The following is a 16,780-nucleotide window of genomic DNA, read 5'->3' on the forward strand; positions in this document are numbered from 1 at the left end:
TAATTGAAGATTGCATTGTTTATTACACGATCTTAGTTAAACTGACTAGGTATCACTATTTTTTATAATGCTGAAACAAAAATGTAAAACAAGGTAAATCTTCGAATTATTTACCGCTTAACCCAGTATCCTAATACAATAAAAACAATTAACAGAGTACCTAATATGACTAAATTATTACTAATTGATGACGATAAAGAGCTCGCCGAATTACTCGCTGAATTTCTAAGTCTCGAAGATTTCGATGTCGATATGGTACATGATGGTGAAGCGGGTTTAGCCGCAATTAGAAGTAGTCAATATGATATGGTACTTTTAGATGTCATGATGCCAAAACTAAACGGTTTTGAAGTATTAAAAAAACTTCGAGTAGATAACAGCACACCGGTCTTAATGTTAACCGCAAAAGGCGATGAAATTGACCGTGTACTTGGTTTGGAAATGGGTGCCGATGATTATTTACCAAAACCATTTAGTGATCGTGAGCTATTAGCTCGAATTAAAGCTGTATTACGTCGAATCGAGCCAACGACATCAACCAAAAAAACAGAATTGTTGACACATTTAGACATTGAAATAAACAGCCGAACCCAGGAGGCATGGTGTCAAAGTATTCTGCTTGACTTAACCAGTACCGAGCTAATGTTATTAGAGGCACTAATCTCATCGCCTGGTACGATCCTAACCAAAGCTGATTTAAGCGATCAAGTACTGGGGAAAAAGCTAACACCATTTGACCGTAGTATTGATATGCATTTAAGTAATTTACGTAAGAAGTTACCAGAAAGAAAAGATGAAAAAATGCGAATTCGTACGCTCCGTGGTCGTGGTTATATGTGGCTAGATACATAACCAGCCCATCTTACGCTTCTATTATTTTTGAAATAAGGTTATTAACACGTGCTGAGTCGCAAATTGAATCAACTGTTCGTTAAAATTTTTGTCTGGTTTTGGTGTATGCTACTACTTGTGGTTGCTGTCGTTATAGCACTACCAACCTTAGATAGCCGAATCATGAAACAACTTGATCCGCGCTCAGCTAGCATTTTAAATAGCATTGCACATAATATCTCTAGCTCTGCAGATCGCTATCCGAACATCCCATTACAAGTGTTAATAACCCCTAAAGAAGCACAGACAAAACATTTTTATTTGGTTAGTGAAAATGGCGATATCATTTCAAGTAGCAAAGCTTCTAAAGCCATTCGTCGCTTTATTTTGCAAAGTGAAGAATCGCCGAAACCGAAAGTAAAACAATATAAAAACTGGTTAATGACTGGACCAATACCAATAAAACTACGTGGTGAACAATTTCAGCTGTATGCAGCACAACAGTTACCAGCAGAGCACAACATATGGTTAATTAATGTATTAGATAGGCCATTTCTATTACTTTTCATTACTATGTTTGTCAGTATGCCGTTATGTGCACTACTCGCATGGCATATTTCGAAACCATTACAAAAATTACAAAGAACCGCATCCGAGATCACCGACGGTAATTTAGATGCTGTCGTTCCAGCGACTCAGAGACAAGATGAGATTGGTGAATTAGCGCGAAGTCTACGTACTATGATGCTTTCTATCCGTGAACATATTTCACTTCAGCATCGTTTATTGAGTGATATCTCTCATGAGTTGAGATCGCCCTTAACACGGCTGAAAATGTCAGTTGCATTATCTAAGCGCCATTATGGTGAGACCAAAGAGATCGTGCGTATTGATAATGAGTCGCAGCGTTTAGAAGAGATGATTGCAGCACTATTAAACTTATCGAAAACACAATTAAATGCCACAACCAAAGAATCATTTAATCTAGACTCACTGTTACAGCCTATTTGCGATGATGCTATTTTCGAGGCGGAGCAATTAGACAAAAATTTCAGTCATCAGCCTATTCCAGACTTGGATATCAAAGGTTTTCCAGCACTCTTCGGCAGCGCTATAGAGAATGTTATTCGTAATGCATTGCGCTATGCTAATCAACAAGTTCATTTAGCGGTAATCAGTGACCTAGATAAAATAACATTTGTGATAACTGATGACGGTCCTGGTGTGCCAGAAGATGAGATAGAACAGATATTCAAACCGTTTTACCGCGTATCACAAGCGCGCGATCGAGAATCCGGAGGGGCAGGTTTGGGACTCGCAATAACGGATAATGCAATCCGACAGCATCATGGCGAGATACGGGCAAGCAATAGAGATACTCAAGGTTTAAAAATCGCTATTACTATACCTATGATCTAATGGGCTCATCTGTGGTTTAACGGGAGCAGAAGATACTTAAAATCTTATTTATCTTCTGCTTTTTTATCCTTTTCAACCTGCGGACGCAATGGAGTTTTTGTATCTAAATCAGGAAACATCTTTTCTATTTGTCGACGCTGTTCTACCCGCGCTTTTTTCTTCTCATATATTTCAGTATCCAGATCATCAAAGAACATATTAATCAAAATATTTAAGCTAAAAGGTATCGCACTTAATACTACCAAGCCTATCACGATCAAAGTACTACGCTTTTTCATCACTTTTACCATTAGGTTGTTAAATTTGCTATTCTACGCAAAGTACCTACGTTATATAACCCTGAACTGAGACTTTATTATGTTACAAGTAGCACTATTTGAACCTGAGATCCCACCAAATACAGGTAATATCATTCGCCTTTGTGCCAACTCTGGTTTCAAATTACATTTAATCGAACCGCTTGGTTTTGAATGGGATGATAAAAGGGTAAAACGTGCGGGACTGGATTATCATGAATTTGCAGACGTAAAACGTCATGCTAATTATCAAGCATTTTTAGATTGTGTAGGTGATGCTCGTATTTTTGCATGTACAACCAAAGGCACAAAATACCATCATGAAGCACAATACCAAGCAGGTGATGTTTTATTATTTGGACCTGAAACACGTGGTCTACCGCCAGAAGTACTCGATACATTGCCACAAGAGCAAAAGGTAAGAATTCCGATGCTACCAGAGAGTCGCAGCATGAATCTATCGAACGCGGTATCTGTTTTCATCTATGAAAGCTGGCGCCAACTGGATTTTTCGGGTTCAAAATAAAAAGAAAGGGTGATAGAAAAAATTCCTATCACCCTTATCGTAAAATTATTTATAATCGTTATTTTACTAGATTAGCCGCATGAAAGCGCATATGCTTTTCAATAAACGTAGCGATAAAATAGTAACTATGATCATAACCATCATGCATTTCTAGCGTGAGAGGATAACCTTTTTTCTCTGCCGCAGCAGTCAACATATTCGGCTTGAGTTGCTCATCCAAGAATGAATCATCTTTTCCTTGTTCGACCATTGCTGGTACAAACGTTTCTGCTTTAGCCATCAGTAAACTAGCATCGTATTCTTGCCATGTTGCTTTGTCTTTACCTAAATAGTTTTGCAGCGCTTTTTGCCCCCAAGGGCAATTAATCGGATTACTAATCGGGCTAAATGCCGTTACTGAACGATAACGCTCAGGATTACGCAATGCCATCACTAATGCACCGTGACCACCCATTGAGTGACCACTGATGACACGCTCTTGTGTCACTGGGAAATTAGCTTCAATTAATGCAGGCAATTCATTGAGCACATAGTCATACATTTGATAATGTGTGTTCCACGGTGCTTGTGTGGCATTCACATAGAATCCAGCACCTAAACCAAAATCATACGCTTGGTCAACATCATCAGGTACACCTTCACCACGCGGACTAGTATCCGGTGCCACGATCGCAATACCCAGTTCTGCAGCAATACGCTGAGCACCGGCTTTTTGCATAAAGTTTTCATCAGTACACGTCAGGCCTGACAACCAATACATCACAGGTACTTTACGCATATTGGATGCTTGCGGTGGTAAATACACAGCAAAACGCATCTGACAGTTTAGTACAGTCGACGCATGGTTATATTGATGCTGCCAACCGCCAAACATTTTATTACTACTAACAACTTCTATAGACATGACAAACCTTTACTAGTCGTCCCGCTATGTAGATTATAAATAGCGGGACATATTTTAATTACTTATCGAAATGAATAACGGTACGGATACTTTCACCGCGATGCATTAAATCAAATGATTCATTGATATCTTCAAGACCCATGGTATGCGTAATGAAATCACTTAATTTGAATTCACCTTGTAGGTAACGTTCAACGTAATCAGGTAGTTCTGTACGGCCTTTAACACCACCGAATGCAGAACCACGCCATACACGACCAGTTACTAGTTGGAATGGACGTGTTGAGATCTCTTGACCTGCGCCCGCTACACCAATTACAACTGATTCGCCCCAACCTTTATGACAACATTCTAATGCAGAACGCATTAAGTTAACGTTACCAATACATTCGAATGAGTAATCTACACCACCGTCAGTTAATTCAACGATAACGTCTTGAATAGGCTTGTCATAATCTTTTGGATTAATGAAGTCTGTTGCACCTAATTTCTTCGCTAGTTCGAATTTACTTTCGTTAATATCGATGGCAATAATACGACTGGCCTTAGCCATCGTTGCACCGATAACAGCTGAAAGACCGATACCGCCTAGACCGAAGATAGCAACAGTTGCGCCTTCTTCAACTTTAGCCGTATTCATTACCGCGCCCATACCTGTCGTTACACCACAACCAAGTAGACATACTTCTTCAAGCGGTGCTTCTTTGTTAACTTTCGCTAACGAAATTTCTGGTAATACAGTGTATTCAGAGAATGTTGAGCAACCCATGTAATGAAAGATTGGCTGACCGTCTTTATAAAAACGCGTCGTGCCATCAGGCATTAAGCCTTTACCTTGTGTTTCACGGATCTGTTGGCAAAGGTTAGTTTTACCTGATTTACAGAACTTACATTCGCCACATTCTGGCGTATATAAAGGGATAACATGATCGCCAACTTGCACGCTCGTCACACCTTCGCCTATTTGTTCTACAATACCGCCACCTTCGTGACCTAAAATTACGGGGAAGATACCCTCTGGATCATCTCCCGATAATGTGAATGCATCGGTATGACATACGCCAGATGCGATCACTTTAACTAACACTTCACCTTTTCTTGGTAACATTACATCCACTTCTTCGATTGATAGTGGTTGCTTTGGACCCCAAGCAATAGCCGCTTTAGATTTAATAAATTTGTCAGTCATGTTCATCTCCATTGGGATAAAATTAATATCATCGTTAATGCTTATCTCTGCATCACGACCAGTCATACTGTATGGCGTTCATTATATTCATTTGCACAGTAATGATAATACCCTTTAAACACAAATTACTTTTACCCAGATGTAACAATAAAAAGGAAAGCAAAAATACCGCGGTAATTTCATCTTTCTTTTTCGTTAATAACGAACTTGATAACAGTGCTGTATTATCAGGAAGGCTTAAACCTCTTCAGTATAGTCGATAGAATTTCATTGCATGATCTTCTCTTGTAGCGAAGGGGATAGCAACCAAGCGAGTGATAAACCACGGGCAAGCATAAAAGTATTCATCGCCAGCCATAAAGCATGATTACCTAATCCACTGCTAATAACATATGTAGGTAAGAATATACAAACGACACAAAATAACATGCTGTTACGCATATCTTTTGCCCGAGTTGCACCAATAAATACACCATCAAATACAAAACACCATACAGCTGTAAAGGGTAATAACACTAACCAAGGTAAATACTCAACAGCAATGGTATTAACACTTTCTATATCCGTGATCATATGCACTATTCCCTCGCCAAAGATGAAAAAAATCGTAGAGAAAACAACGGAAAATATACCCGCCCAGATCAATGACGCGAGAATTGATTGACGATAAGCAAGGGTATTTTTAGCGCCAACCGCCTTACCGACCATCGCTTCCACCGCGTAAGCCACGCCATCCAGCGCAAAAGAGATAAACATCAGAAAATTGAGTAACACCGCATTAGCCGCAATATACTCATCACCAAAACTTGCAGCTTTAAATGTCATGAAGGCGAATGTCAGTTGTAAACAGAGCGAACGGATAAATATATCACGGTTGAGTGACAGTAAGCCCTGTAATTTATCTGATGCAAATAAACGACTGATAATGTCAGATCTATGAGGTAACGAAATCTTACCGAGCTGCTTTAATACTAATAATAAGCCAAATAACAAAGCGGCATACTCTGCAATCACCGACGCAGCCGCAGCGCCCTCTACACCCCATTCTAAATTCACCACAAATAAAATATCTAAGAAAATATTAAACACGTTAGCAATAATTAATAACAGCATCGGCGCTTTCATATTTTGCAGGCCTATTAACCAACCTAATATCGCAAAATTAAATAACGCAGCGGGGATACCCCACATACGAATCGATAAATAGGCCTGTGCATTTTGTTGTACATTGTCACTTGCTTCCGTCAGCATTAAGGCTAATTCAACAATATAATTTTTACACAACAGTAATAAAACGGATAAACAAAACGCAATTAACAAGGCGTGTGCGAGCGTCATTAATATCGCAGAACTATCTTGTTTACCAAATGCCTGTGCAGTCAATCCTGTTGTCGACATGCGTAAGAAATTACACATAGAGACAATAAACATAACCACAGTGGAACCCAATGCTACGCCACCGAGATACCAAGCTTGTTCAAGATGACCAATAACGATGCTATCAACCAAACCTAGTAGTGGAATACTGATATTTGACAAGATCATTGGCAATGCCAACGCGATGATATTTCGATGCACCGAAGTAGGAATAGATAACCACATAGACAAATTCAACTTTGTAGAGGGAAATAAAAGAGGCCAGAGTCTATCTAACTTCAATTATGAAACAAAGTATTACCTATCGAAAATTAAAACAACTCTATTTCACCTTCATCCATCGACCCCGTACTGATCGTCTTCTGTTGTACTTGCAGTGATTGCTGTTTTAACTGTTCAGCGGCAACTTTGAGCTTATCAATAAAAGTATGCTGCTCAATATGCGCATCTGCTGATAGTAATTCGCTACACGCAAATAATACTTGCTTCATATTCTCAGCTTGCAATAAGTTGTGCTCGGATAATTGACTGATGATATCTTCAACCTGCAGACTTCTAACAGAATCATTAACGCATACTTGAGTATCAACCGATAAACTCATGAGATTATCTAAGTTTATTTCTAAGCTTTCTTCTAATTGGACAAATTTAATTAATTCTTGGTGTAACCGCGCTTGTGTCTGCGATGATTTTTCAGCATTATCTTTCGCTAACGATTCAACCATTGATTTCGCTTCAACGAATGTTGCCATCGCTTGTGTCACTTGTCCTCTGATATCCTCATTAAATTTATTTGAAGTATCAGATAATAATCGCATTTCTTGTGCTACAACGGCAAAACCACGTCCCATCTCTCCAGCCCGAGCAGCTTCAATCGCTGCATTCAAGGAAAGTAAATTGGTTTGCCTAGCGATTTTCTGTGCATTTTCAACAAGCCCATTAATATTATTCATCTGACTTTCCATCACTGCGATCTTATTGACGGCATCATTACTTTGCGCGGTAGTCTCCATCATTAAATCAGAACAAATATTAAGAAACTGGTGTGTTGATTCAATGAATGTTTTTAAATCAATTGCATCAGGATCATAATATTCTTTCCCTGTAAGGGCTAAGGCTTTATCTTTAGAGATACTGAGCAGTACTTTATGTAAAGATGCGGATTGCTCTGCTGACATACGCAATAACTGATAAAAAGCGCTATTTAAGGTGATAAACGACTCACTATTAATTTGCTGGGTTTTATTCAAACCATCTTTTAATTCATCAATACGTGGCGGGATCTCTTCTTGTAGCATACTGAGCAACATCGCTTTGGTATTCATCGACGTGATATGCTCACTTTTTTCTTCCACGGGTTTCTCTACCGACTTCTTATAAAGAGTAAATAGAGCTATCGACATAAGTATTAATGTGACGAACGCTGCACCAGCCGCAAGCCATTCCTGTAAAAGCAACATCAACAAGAATGGCAGCAGCGCAACACCTTGATAAAAATTAAATCGAGTCATAAGCAACCCCTTTCGCTTTACCTGTTTTCTTTTGTACCAATGCCGCTAACTTAGGGGCAATTAACGGCAAACTTAATATATCCATAACAGCACCAAGCTGAACCGCGGCACCAGGCATCCCCCAAACAACGGATGACGCTTCATCTTGCGCGATAGTGACGGCATCAGTCTGTCGCATCGACAATAATCCCTCAGCCCCATCTTTCCCCATGCCAGTTAGCATGACACCAATCGCTTTAGCCCCATAAGTTGTAGCAACAGAATCAAATAACACGTCCACTGACGGTTTATGCCGATTAACCGCAGGACCATCAAATAATTGGCAAGTGTAACGTCGTCCAGATTTATGCACCTTTAAATGGCAATCGCCAGGAGCTATATATACATGATTAGGTTCAATAATTTGCTCACTAGTTACTTCAATCACAGTTAAACGGCAATTGTCGTTTAGACGCTTTGCAAACGCCCCACTGAAATTTTTTGGGATATGCTGGGTCACAACAACCGGAGGAAAAGGGGGAGCTAATGGCGTCAGTAATTCTCGCAATGCTTCTGTTCCTCCCGTTGAAGCACCAATCGCAATTAATCGTTCTGCTTGTATTTCTTGGCTTGCCGGTAAAGCTATCACCGGGGTTTTCATAACGCGTAAGTTTGCATTGCTGGCTAATTTAACTTTAGCACACAGTTCATCGCCAAAATAACCAAATGATTGTGCGCTGTTATCAGTGGGTTTAGCAATAAAATCAAAGGCCCCTAACTCCAGAGCTTTCAATGTCACTGGCGCACCTTTTGATGTCAAGGTTGATACCATGACAACAGGCATTGGACGTAATCGCATTAAATTGTCTAAGAAAGAGAGACCGTTCATCCCTGGCATCTCAACATCCAGTGTTAATACATCTGGCTGTAGTTTTTTAATTTTTTCACGTGCATCAAAAGGATCGACGGCACTGCCAACAACATCAATCTCCGAATCTGAGTGAAGTAATGTCATTAATATCTTTCTCATTAATACAGAGTCATCGACAACAAGCACTTTTATTTTCTGCATAGAAGATATCCCTATAGCGCCGTTAAAATGGTGAGATAAAACGACCTTAACGTTGATAAATCGTTTGACCGACAAGACTAAAATGGGTGTTAAAACGTTGCAGACTTTCAGAATGACCAATAAAAAGATATCCACCGGGTTTAAGTAGCGAATAAAATCGTTGGACTAATTTTTTAGTCGTTTCCTCGTTGAAATAAATAAATACATTACGACAAAATATCGCATCAAACTGTCCCTTCATTGGCCATTTAGCAAGTAAGTTAAGCTGTTTAAAAGCAATTAGCTGCCTCACTTTTTCACTCATAACGTACTGATGAGAGTTATTCATATCGGGACAATATTGCAGGCGATAATCGATAGCGATCCCAGCCAGGTCATCATAGTAACCAGCAGTAGCATGAGACAGCACCTTACTATCTAGGTCTGTTGCTAATATTTTTGCATCCCAATAACGTAATTGGTTCTCAATTGTCATGGCTATCGAATATGCTTCCTGCCCAGTTGAGCACCCCGCAGACCATATTCTCAGTTTTTTATCTGGATTATTACGCTTAAAATCAGGCAGTGCGACTTGTTGTAAAAAATCAAAATGATATCGTTCACGAAAAAAACCAGTTAGATTTGTGGTGATCGCATTAATGAACTCGTTCAACTCGCCACTATAGCCATCTTGTAACAATTGGCAGTAAGCTGAAAAGCCACTTATCTTGAGATATCGGATCCTTTTCATCACCCGCGCATAAAGCATATCTCGCTTGGATTCACCGAGTACAATTCCCGATTGACTAAAGACCAGTTGCGTTAAATAATGAAAATCTATATCCGACATACACATGTTATTTAAGGTATCCCCCTTAGTTTCACTGTATAGCAGAGGAATAACTATATTAGTCATTAGCAACTATTGATGATTGCGTATTATGTCCTTTTATTTGCTCGATATTTTGAAACTGCTCTAAATCTAACAATAGACTTGAGCTGAGTAATACCACCATTTTATTGTTAATTGATATTAATCCTCGAATAACACTTGGGCCATAATCTTGACCCCATTGCGGCGGTAAATTAATATCGCCATGTGCGATCGTATGTACATCAGAGACAGCATCGACAACTAACCCCATTATTTTTGATTTATCTTCGACTAATACTTTCACGACAATAACGACTGTCGTCGTGCTGTATTCAATATTATTGAAACCAAATTTTTGTCGTAAATCCACAATAGGAACAATCGTGCCACGTAAATTAATCACGCCTTTCACATACTGCGGCATGTTAGGGATCTCGGTACAAGGTTCCCACCCACGAATCTCTTGTACATCTAATATTTCAACACCATATTCTTCATCTGCCATTATAAAAGTCAAAAATTGGGTTGATTGTTCACCTGTATCAATGTCAGCCTGCATACTACTCTCCATATCAATACCTTCTATTTAAGCGGCAACATGTGCACGCAGACCTTGCATTTGGCATCGTTCGGTTGTGATTATTTTGACAATATCCGCAATATCTAAGATTAAAGCGACCGTTCCGTTCCCTAAAATAGTGGCACCAGATACACAGCTAACCTTCATAAAATTATCTTCTAAATTTTTAATCACGACTTGCTGCTGTGCAGCCAAATCATCCACTAATAAACCATATTTATTACAGCCACTTTCAACCACAACTAATAGTCCATCGGTAATATGCTCTAAACTCGTTTCATGGTTTAGTACTCGGTAGAGTCGAATAATAGGAATAAATTCATCACGTAATTTAAAGACCTCAGTTTGATCCGCCAACTTAGTCACCATGCCATCTTTCAGCTGCAGTGACTCAATGATTGACATTATAGGTAAGATATACGTTTTATTACCGATTTTGATTAGTTGACCATCCATAATAGAAAGCGTTAATGGCAAGCGAATCGAAAAACAACTGCCCTCTCCATCATGAGACTCAACCTTAATATCACCACCAAGCGATTCAATGTTTCTCTTCACCACGTCCATGCCGACGCCACGACCAGAAATGTCACTGATCGTTTCCACTGTTGAAAACCCAGGTGCAAAAATTAATTCATCAATTTGACTATTACTATAATGCTGGTCTTGATTAGCAATTCCGTTTTCAATGGCTTTAGCATGAATTTTTGCTCTGTTTAATCCTCGACCATCATCGCGGATCTCAATAATAATTTCACCACTTTGATGAAATGCCGTGATCCCCAAACAAGCAACGTCACTTTTACCAGCCAATTTACGCTCTCCGATGGTTTCAATACCATGGTCTAAAGCGTTACGAACGAGATGCATAATTGGGTCAGAGATCTTTTCAAGCATAATTTTATCTAGCTCAGTTTCTTCACCTTGCATCCTAAGCAGTACGTTTTTACCTAATTTCCCACTTAGATCCCTTACCATTCTAGGTATACGATTAAAGGCGAATTGGATCGGCAACATTCTTATTTTCATCACACTGTCTTGCATCTCACGGGTATGCTGAGATAATTGAATCAAGCCTTTTTTAAACTCAGGTAGCCTCTCAGCAGAAAAATCCTGACCAAGCTCACCGAGCATCGCTTGGGTGATCACTAATTCACCGACCATATTGATTAACGCATCAACTTTATCGATTGATACTCGAATTGAATTTATTTCAGTCGGCGCGTTATTCATTATTGTTTTCGATACAACTGGAGTCATCACAGATTCGGCTAAAGCATGATCAGTATTACCATATTCTGCCTTTGAATTAGAGAAAGTATTAGAATGTATAATGATGATTGTTGAGTCATCTGCAACCCATTCGAATATTTCTTTTATTTGCGATTCACTGATGTTGCTAATTAATTCAAGTTCCCAGCTCACATAAATATCTTCTGGTAATAACAGCTCCCATAATGGGAGGTCCGCAATCTTGGGGGTTACTTTTAGCTCGCCCATCTCCTGTAATTCAGCAAAGATTAAACGTGGCTCATTACCTTGTTTTAAAATATCCGGACCGGGAATAAAATTAATTAACCAATAACCGTCATCGTGTGCATTAGTTGCTAATTCGGCAACATCCGTCACCGCTATTTCATCACCATTCGGTAATGCTTGTTGATTCATATCTCTTTGCAAAAATTGGTTATATTGATACTTAAGCTCTTCTACAATGTCAGGGATTGATTCTAAATCACAGGCTAATAGTTGGACCCACTCTCTTAAACAATCAACAGTTTGTAAAAAAAGACTAATATGATCGTCAGTAAGGACTAAAGTCCCAGCGCGTAGATCATCTAATAATGTTTCTGCGACATGAGTAAATTCTGTCAGTTGATTAAAACCGAATGTGCCCGCGCCCCCTTTAATGGAATGAGCAACCCGAAAAATCGTATTAATCACTTCGCTATCAACTGCACCAGGCGTTAGCTTTAGCAATTCAGTTTCCATCACTTCTAACCCTTCGACACATTCTTCAATAAATACCTGTTGAAATTGTTTGAGATCGATATCCATGCTTACCTCAATACTTTTTGCACGGTAGCAATGAGTTTTTCAGGATTAAAAGGTTTAACGATCCACCCAGTCGCACCAGCAGATTTACCAGCCATCTTTTTATCACTACCCGATTCTGTGGTTAACATTAAGATAGGCGTAAATTTATACGCTCGCTCATTACGCAGTTGGCTAATTAAGCTAATACCGTCCATCCGAGGCATATTAATATCAGAAATAATAAGATCAAAATTCCCCATTTTAGCTTTTTCTAATCCATCCACACCATCAACGGCGGCATCGACGTGATAACCAGCCTGCTTTAGGGTAAATTGAACCATTTCACGAATGGATACCGAGTCATCTACAGCTAATATTCGTTTCATGAGAAAACCTCATACTAATGCGTAATTAAAATATACGTCGAACCCCAGAGCTTGAACAACAGTCGTAAATTTATCCGATGGAGATAAAAAAATGAGGGTCGTATTATGTGTAATTAAATGTTGAGAATAAGCATAAAATAATTGGCAAGTGGCACTGTCTATGTGAGTCACATTACGCGCATCAAGTACTTGAGATGACGCTTTAATGGGGAGCTGATCAAGTATAACTTTAAGAGTGGAAATCGATGAAACATCGATCTTATCATCCAACGTCATAGCAATAACGTATTGTTCCATAAACTAATCCTATATTTGTACCAGCGTACCGACAAACAAATTAAATATTTATTTTTATATCTCATGTTGAGTATAGGAAAAGAAAAAATTAATAGGTAGAAGATGATCAGAACTGTGATGTTAAAGCAAGATTTGAAAACGATTTCTAAATTTAAAGATAGGGGATAAGAAATGAAAAAAGAAATATAAAGATAGATAGTCAGCAATAGGATTATTTACTATCTATCTTCAGGCTCGATGGCGTAAGAAGGTGTGATTACATCCAATCGGTATTACGAATAATACCGACAGCGACACCTTCAATATCAAAATGTTGGAAATTTAAATCAACACGAATTGTGCTCATTTCATCATTCTCAGGGTGCAGTAAGATTTCACAGCCCTGCTGTTCAAAGCGCTTAACAGTTACTTCATCGTCAACGCGCGCAACAACAACTTGGCCTTTACTGATATTTTTAGTTTTATGTACAGCTAATAAATCGCCATCCATAATCCCAATATTACGCATACTTTCGCCACGTACACGCAGTAAAAAATCTGCCGTTGGTGTAAACATTGAAGGGTCAACATTATAGTGTGCTTCAATATGTTCTTGCGCTAAAATTGGCTCACCGGCGGCAACCTGCCCAATTAAAGGTAAACCACTGTCATTACTGGCTTGCTCAGCATCAACCAACAAACGAATACCACGAGAAGTACCCGCAAGAATTTCGATATGGCCCTTTCGTGCTAATGCCTTTAAATGCTCTTCCGCAGCATTAGGTGAACGGAAACCAAGTTCCTTAGCAATTTCAGCTCGGGTCGGTGGCATACCAGTATTTTTAATATGTTGTTTAACTAATTCAAATACTTCTGCTTGTCTTTGTGTCAATGCTTTCATCATGAACCCTAACTGGTTTTATATACAGTTTCTTGTAATTATATACAGTATTGTCAAGTTTGCAATATATGCCTTGAGTATATCTGGATAATAATGAATTAATCGTTTGCTGGCGCTGAAACACAGATTTATGGCTACACATCTGATATTATTGGAGCAAGCACTCTCGCACTTTATACAACAGAATGATAACACCTATGCAACAAACACCGTCAATGTTAAGTCGAAGTTTCGTTAACGGCTTAGTTAAATCTCAGTACGTACCAGATAACCCCGTTGATGCGTTAAATCTAGATTTAACACGTCCTATTGTTTATGCTTTAAAAACTAAATCGATGACCGATCTCGTGGCATTACAGCGAGCTTGTAAAGAACGAGGCTTACCCGACCCCCTTACACCAATAAAAGTGAACGGGGTCATCATTCCCAGTTATGTTTGCTTAGATAATCCAGCGCCCCTCTTCGGCCGAGTAAAAGATACTGACGTATTTTTTGACGAATTCCAACAGCTATTACGCTTACATAAAGATGATAAAGCCCTTGATATTCAATTGATGCCAGTCGCATTGTTTTGGGGACGCGCACCCGGTAAAGAAGGTCAAATACCACTACTATCATTAGCAAACAGTATTTCACCAAGCCGTTTACGTAAAACAATCATTGTGGGTCTTAACCGTAAAGATAACTTGGTTCGTTTTAACAAACCGGTATCACTGCGTTTCATGGCCGATCAGCACGGCACCGATGAAAAAATCGTACAGAAATTAATTCGTGTTGCTAAGATCCATTTCAGTCGTCAAAAATTAGCCGCATCAGGCCCTAAACTACCTAACCGCTACCAACTTGTTGAACAACTACTGCGTAATCCAGAAGTTAAAAAAGCCATTCAAGTTGAGATCGCTGAGCATAATATTTCAGCAACAAAAGCGGAAAAGCGAGCCAATGATTACATCGATGAAATTGCCAGTGATTTTTCGTATAAACTCGTAAAAAACACCAGTAATTTTATGAGCTGGTTATGGAATAAGATCTACAGCGGTATCAAAGTTAATAACGCCGAACAAGTGCGTAAACTTGCCGCCGACGGTCATGAAATTGTATTTATGCCTTGTCATCGTAGCCACATGGATTACTTACTTATTTCTTATGTTATTTACAATGAAGGTTTGATCCCACCACACATTGCCGCCGGTATAAATCTTAACTTCTTCCCTGCTGGCCCTATGTTCCGTCGTGGCGGCGCATTCTTTTTACGTCGTACGTTTAAAGGCAATAAACTTTATGCAACCGTATTCAGAGAGTACCTAAGCTTATTATTCTCAAAAGGATATTCCGTTGAATTCTTTACTGAGGGTGGCCGAAGCCGTACCGGACGTTTATTACCACCAAAAACCGGTATGCTTAACATGACATTACAAGCGATGTTAAGAGAACAAAGCCGACCTATTACATTAGTGCCGGTATATCTAGGCTACGATCATGTGATGGAAGTGAGTACCTACGTAAAAGAGTTATCAGGGGCTCATAAGAAAAAGGAAAGTATATTCCAAGTATTTGGGATCGCCAGAAAGCTTAAAAATTATGGCCAAGCATTTGTTAACTTTGGTGAACCGATCAACCTTAACCAATATTTAAATCAACACGTTGAAAACTGGCGTGATGATATGAATATGCCGGTTGAAGAACAGCCTAAATGGCTAAACCAAACAACTCGCGATCTTGCGAATAAAGTGATGATAAATATCAATAGTGCCGCTGCGGTAAATGCTTTAACGATTTGCGCAGTAATTTTACACGCCGCGCCACATAAGGCTCTGAGCCGAGAAATTTTGGTGAAGCAAATTGATAGTTACTTAAAATTACTTCGTAACAACCCGTATAGTGAATTTAGTACCTTACCAGAAAACAGTGCAGAAGAGATTCTAGACCAAGCGATCTCGCTGAAAAAATTCACCGTACGTGAAGATAGCTTAGGACAAATGCTATCGATGTCATATGAACAAGCTGTACTATTAACCTTCTACCGTAATAATATTTTACACCTGTTTGCACTACCGTCATTAATTGCGGCAATCGTGACAGAAAAACCACAGACCAGTGTAGAAGAAATTAATGGTAAAGTTCGCCAGCTTTATCCCTTAATTCAAGCGGAATTGTTCTTGAAATATTCAGACGATGAATTAGATGATTGTATCACTGATACGCTAACTGAGATGCAGACACAGGGATTAATAGTCAATAGTGACAATGTCATTATACCGGTTAACGAACACTTAATGTCACTAAGACTGCTTGCTGCAAGCATCCAAGAAACGCTACAACGTTATGCGATTGTACTGACCGTATTAGAGCATAACCAAGTCATTGAAAAGAGCCTACTCGAAGATCGTAGTCAGTTAATTGCCGAACGTTTATCATCGCTAAATGGTGTGAGTGCGCCAGAGTTTTTTGATAAGAAAGTACTCGCTATCTTTATTAATAAACTCCAAGAGCTGCACTACTTATCTGATGAAGGCACAGCTAAAGCTGATAAAATTAGTCAGTTAGCGAATATAGTCAGAAGCTTGACCACGCTTGAAGTGAAGCAAACAATCTCGGATGTAATGCTTAGCCAGCAGTCTAGTGACGACTAGGTAACTATCA

16 protein-coding genes are annotated in these 16,780 nt (G+C 39.1%); 4 read left to right on the forward strand and 12 right to left on the reverse strand.

Annotation, left to right across the window (positions count from 1 at the left end):
* The first annotated feature begins 165 nt into the window (after positions 1–165).
* Entirely contained in the window at positions 166–852 is a 687-nt protein-coding gene (locus tag HWV02_RS21690) for a response regulator (protein WP_211677823.1), read from the forward strand.
* A 105-nt stretch (positions 853–957) separates the two neighbouring features.
* Positions 958–2,250 carry an ATP-binding protein gene (locus HWV02_RS21695; protein WP_255546970.1) on the forward strand — a complete coding sequence of 431 codons (1,293 nt, stop codon included), beginning with the start codon at positions 958–960 and terminating at the stop codon, positions 2,248–2,250.
* A gap of 44 nt (positions 2,251–2,294) precedes the next feature.
* Here the strand turns inward: HWV02_RS21695 and HWV02_RS21700 are convergent, their stop codons facing one another.
* Positions 2,295–2,528, reverse strand: a complete 234-nt coding sequence (locus tag HWV02_RS21700) for a hypothetical protein (protein ID WP_211677825.1) — start codon at positions 2,526–2,528, stop codon at positions 2,295–2,297.
* 79 nt (positions 2,529–2,607) lie between these two features.
* On the opposite strand from HWV02_RS21700, the gene trmL reads away from it, so the two are divergent.
* Positions 2,608–3,072 (forward strand): tRNA (uridine(34)/cytosine(34)/5-carboxymethylaminomethyluridine(34)-2'-O)-methyltransferase TrmL, encoded by a 465-nt coding sequence (gene trmL, locus HWV02_RS21705; protein ID WP_211677826.1) that lies wholly within the window; start codon positions 2,608–2,610, stop codon positions 3,070–3,072.
* 58 nt (positions 3,073–3,130) lie between these two features.
* Here trmL and fghA read toward each other — a convergent pair whose 3' ends face one another.
* The 11 genes from fghA to lexA all read right to left on the reverse strand — a co-directional run bounded on the left by fghA (position 3,131) and on the right by lexA (position 14,137).
* The gene (fghA, locus tag HWV02_RS21710; RefSeq protein WP_211677827.1) at positions 3,131–3,976 is read right to left on the reverse strand and encodes an S-formylglutathione hydrolase; all 846 of its coding nucleotides are present in this window, start codon (positions 3,974–3,976) and stop codon (positions 3,131–3,133) included.
* Between the two features lie 58 nt (positions 3,977–4,034).
* On the reverse strand, positions 4,035–5,165 hold the full coding sequence (locus HWV02_RS21715) for an S-(hydroxymethyl)glutathione dehydrogenase/class III alcohol dehydrogenase (RefSeq protein WP_211677828.1): 1,131 nt from the start codon (positions 5,163–5,165) through the stop codon (positions 4,035–4,037).
* A gap of 267 nt (positions 5,166–5,432) precedes the next feature.
* Positions 5,433–6,767, reverse strand: coding sequence for an MATE family efflux transporter DinF (gene dinF / locus HWV02_RS21720; RefSeq protein ID WP_211677829.1), 1,335 nt, complete (start codon positions 6,765–6,767; stop codon positions 5,433–5,435).
* 86 nt (positions 6,768–6,853) lie between these two features.
* Entirely contained in the window at positions 6,854–8,053 is a 1,200-nt protein-coding gene (locus tag HWV02_RS21725) for a methyl-accepting chemotaxis protein (RefSeq protein ID WP_211689308.1), read from the reverse strand.
* On the reverse strand, positions 8,040–9,104 hold the full coding sequence (locus HWV02_RS21730) for a chemotaxis response regulator protein-glutamate methylesterase (RefSeq protein WP_211689309.1): 1,065 nt from the start codon (positions 9,102–9,104) through the stop codon (positions 8,040–8,042). The genes HWV02_RS21725 and HWV02_RS21730 overlap by 14 nt, the downstream gene beginning before the upstream one ends.
* Positions 9,105–9,150: 46 nt before the next feature.
* Entirely contained in the window at positions 9,151–9,999 is an 849-nt protein-coding gene (locus HWV02_RS21735; RefSeq protein ID WP_211689310.1) for a protein-glutamate O-methyltransferase CheR, read from the reverse strand.
* The gene (locus HWV02_RS21740) at positions 9,992–10,528 is read right to left on the reverse strand and encodes a chemotaxis protein CheW (RefSeq protein WP_211689311.1); all 537 of its coding nucleotides are present in this window, start codon (positions 10,526–10,528) and stop codon (positions 9,992–9,994) included. The genes HWV02_RS21735 and HWV02_RS21740 overlap by 8 nt, the downstream gene beginning before the upstream one ends.
* 15 nt (positions 10,529–10,543) lie before the next feature.
* Entirely contained in the window at positions 10,544–12,595 is a 2,052-nt protein-coding gene (locus tag HWV02_RS21745) for a chemotaxis protein CheA (protein WP_211689312.1), read from the reverse strand.
* 2 nt (positions 12,596–12,597) lie between these two features.
* Positions 12,598–12,960 (reverse strand): response regulator, encoded by a 363-nt coding sequence (locus tag HWV02_RS21750; protein ID WP_211677835.1) that lies wholly within the window; start codon positions 12,958–12,960, stop codon positions 12,598–12,600.
* Between the two features lie 9 nt (positions 12,961–12,969).
* Positions 12,970–13,257: an STAS domain-containing protein gene (locus HWV02_RS21755; protein ID WP_211689313.1), complete on the reverse strand. Its 288-nt coding sequence runs from the start codon at positions 13,255–13,257 to the stop codon at positions 12,970–12,972.
* A gap of 256 nt (positions 13,258–13,513) precedes the next feature.
* Positions 13,514–14,137: a transcriptional repressor LexA gene (gene lexA, locus HWV02_RS21760; RefSeq protein ID WP_211677837.1), complete on the reverse strand. Its 624-nt coding sequence runs from the start codon at positions 14,135–14,137 to the stop codon at positions 13,514–13,516.
* Positions 14,138–14,334: 197 nt separating this feature from the next.
* On the opposite strand from lexA, the gene plsB reads away from it, so the two are divergent.
* Positions 14,335–16,770, forward strand: a complete 2,436-nt coding sequence (plsB, locus tag HWV02_RS21765; protein ID WP_211689314.1) for a glycerol-3-phosphate 1-O-acyltransferase PlsB — start codon at positions 14,335–14,337, stop codon at positions 16,768–16,770.
* Positions 16,771–16,780 lie beyond the last annotated feature (10 nt).

It is taken from the genome of Moritella sp. 28, from assembly GCF_018219435.1.
In the GTDB taxonomy this organism is placed as follows: domain Bacteria; phylum Pseudomonadota; class Gammaproteobacteria; order Enterobacterales; family Moritellaceae; genus Moritella.

Coding starts and splice junctions, on each gene's coding strand:
- HWV02_RS21690 (WP_211677823.1), top strand. CDS start 166: ATGACTAAATTATTACTAATTGATGACGATAAAGAGCTCGCCGAATTA.
- HWV02_RS21695 (WP_255546970.1), top strand. CDS start 958: ATGCTACTACTTGTGGTTGCTGTCGTTATAGCACTACCAACCTTAGAT.
- HWV02_RS21700 (WP_211677825.1), bottom strand. CDS start 2,528: ATGAAAAAGCGTAGTACTTTGATCGTGATAGGCTTGGTAGTATTAAGT.
- trmL (WP_211677826.1), top strand. CDS start 2,608: ATGTTACAAGTAGCACTATTTGAACCTGAGATCCCACCAAATACAGGT.
- fghA (WP_211677827.1), bottom strand. CDS start 3,976: ATGTCTATAGAAGTTGTTAGTAGTAATAAAATGTTTGGCGGTTGGCAG.
- HWV02_RS21715 (WP_211677828.1), bottom strand. CDS start 5,165: ATGACTGACAAATTTATTAAATCTAAAGCGGCTATTGCTTGGGGTCCA.
- dinF (WP_211677829.1), bottom strand. CDS start 6,767: ATGTGGTTATCTATTCCTACTTCGGTGCATCGAAATATCATCGCGTTG.
- HWV02_RS21725 (WP_211689308.1), bottom strand. CDS start 8,053: ATGACTCGATTTAATTTTTATCAAGGTGTTGCGCTGCTGCCATTCTTG.
- HWV02_RS21730 (WP_211689309.1), bottom strand. CDS start 9,104: ATGCAGAAAATAAAAGTGCTTGTTGTCGATGACTCTGTATTAATGAGA.
- HWV02_RS21735 (WP_211689310.1), bottom strand. CDS start 9,999: ATGACTAATATAGTTATTCCTCTGCTATACAGTGAAACTAAGGGGGAT.
- HWV02_RS21740 (WP_211689311.1), bottom strand. CDS start 10,528: ATGGAGAGTAGTATGCAGGCTGACATTGATACAGGTGAACAATCAACC.
- HWV02_RS21745 (WP_211689312.1), bottom strand. CDS start 12,595: ATGGATATCGATCTCAAACAATTTCAACAGGTATTTATTGAAGAATGT.
- HWV02_RS21750 (WP_211677835.1), bottom strand. CDS start 12,960: ATGAAACGAATATTAGCTGTAGATGACTCGGTATCCATTCGTGAAATG.
- HWV02_RS21755 (WP_211689313.1), bottom strand. CDS start 13,257: ATGGAACAATACGTTATTGCTATGACGTTGGATGATAAGATCGATGTT.
- lexA (WP_211677837.1), bottom strand. CDS start 14,137: ATGAAAGCATTGACACAAAGACAAGCAGAAGTATTTGAATTAGTTAAA.
- plsB (WP_211689314.1), top strand. CDS start 14,335: ATGCAACAAACACCGTCAATGTTAAGTCGAAGTTTCGTTAACGGCTTA.